This window comes from aff. Roholtiella sp. LEGE 12411, assembly GCF_015206995.1.
Lineage (GTDB): Bacteria > Cyanobacteriota > Cyanobacteriia > Cyanobacteriales > Nostocaceae > Komarekiella.
Genome location: NZ_JADEXR010000307.1, coordinates 1 through 1,567, shown reverse-complemented (window position 1 = coordinate 1,567; position 1,567 = coordinate 1). Strand labels below are relative to the sequence as shown.

Sequence of the window (1,567 nt, the reverse complement as noted above, 5' to 3'; positions counted from 1 at the left end):
TCCTCAGTTTGTATATCAGGAGACACCAACGAGAAATCCTTGAGATGCACCACACTCAACTTCCATGCTTGGGAACAATGCTTAATTTACATGATTTTTAGCCTTAACTGAACCGTATTGATTTATATTCACCTTGTCCTCTTTTCGGCAATTAGCAACTTGAATTAATTACAATAATCCTTCCAATTTGCGACGAATCTTTTCTAGTTCAGAATCAGATAATTCTGGTTCTTCTAGTTGTTGTTGATTGGGGCGGAAGGTGTCTTGATTAATATCCTCCTTTGAGGCATCTGGTTGCCAATCAGTTTCTTCCACGTTAATTTCTGGGACTTTTTCGATTAGAGGGCTGTTTTCCGGGACGATTTCCCATTCATACCCAGCACTTTCGCAAAATTCTTTGATTTCCTCAGCATCAATCGGCTCTGGTGTAGGTGCGGGAAAATCTTGAGCTTCCAGCAATAGGGAAAAGCGCGTGGCGTCGTCTTCTGACTCGAACATCAGAATTTTATTGCGTAGCTTGCCGCCGTAGGCATCGCCTACCTGAATCGTGTGAATCCCCTCATTTTCAGTTCGAGCATTAAAAATTAACACAAAAACACGCATAAATGTAATAACCACGTAACTGCAATACTTTTAACCTACTATCTTTTGTTTTCTACTAATTCTCTAGTTTTTTTGGCTAGTAACTTATAATTCGATTTACTTTTTTAAGTTACATTTATCTTTCTCCAGGAATCTTGTTTATTTTCCTAGCTTAAATATCTTAGAGTTCCCCATTCTTAATAGCCCCTGATCCCAAAAGTCTAGGACTGTGAGGATTTTCCTGAGAACACTAATATCATTAAGGATAAATAACGAGCAGGGCAAATGCCGTAACTCAACCGATAAGGCCTTAGGTTTTGTTGACGTATCCTGGAAATGGCATAGTGAATTAATGTGCCAGTTAATGCTTGTGGTGTGACAGCTACATCCGGCAATTGATACAGTGAAAGCAAATGATTAAATCTCCCAATCTAGATCATCACCCCTCTGTTCCTGTCCGCAAACGCTTGTGGTTACTAGTATTGAGTCGCGGTGGCATTGCCTTGGGCGGACTTTTGCTCATTGGAATTGTCGGCGGTATTTGGCGGTTGTGGACTTTTGTGCAAAAAGAGTTAACGCCGTTGGCAGAAAAAAGTCTAACCACTACACTCAATCGTCCGGTAAAACTGGGCAAACTCACAGAATTTTCCTTGATAGGAGTGCAGTTTGGGGCTTCAGCCATCCCCGCAACACCCACAGATTCAGACCGAGCAGATGTTGATGCTGTGGAGGTGGGTTTTGACCTATTGCAATTAATCTTTAACCGCCGATTAAAGCTAGATGTAACCTTAGTCAACGCCGATGTTTACATTGAACAAGATGACCAAGGGCGCTGGATTACTACTAAGATAGCGCCGCCAGGTGAAGGCGGAGGCATTACAACAGATTTGGATAAACTGCGGTTTCGTAATGGCAAGCTGGCGTTGATGCCACAGGTGAGAGAAATAGAGGAAGTGGGGGAAGAGGGGGAGCAGGGGGGCAAAGG

Annotated in this window: 1 protein-coding gene and 1 pseudogene; one reads left to right on the top strand and one right to left on the bottom strand. The window is 42.7% G+C overall.

Annotated features, from left to right (window positions below):
* Positions 1–168: 168 nt before the first annotated feature.
* Complete coding sequence (locus IQ246_RS29585; RefSeq protein WP_194006837.1) at positions 169–603, bottom strand: DUF3110 domain-containing protein; 435 nt, start codon at positions 601–603, stop codon at positions 169–171.
* 392 nt (positions 604–995) lie between these two features.
* Between IQ246_RS29585 and IQ246_RS29580 the strand changes: the two are divergent.
* A pseudogene (locus tag IQ246_RS29580) lies at positions 996–1,567 on the top strand (hypothetical protein); the annotation flags it as partial.

Coding starts and splice junctions, on each gene's coding strand:
- IQ246_RS29585 (WP_194006837.1), bottom strand. CDS start 603: ATGCGTGTTTTTGTGTTAATTTTTAATGCTCGAACTGAAAATGAGGGG.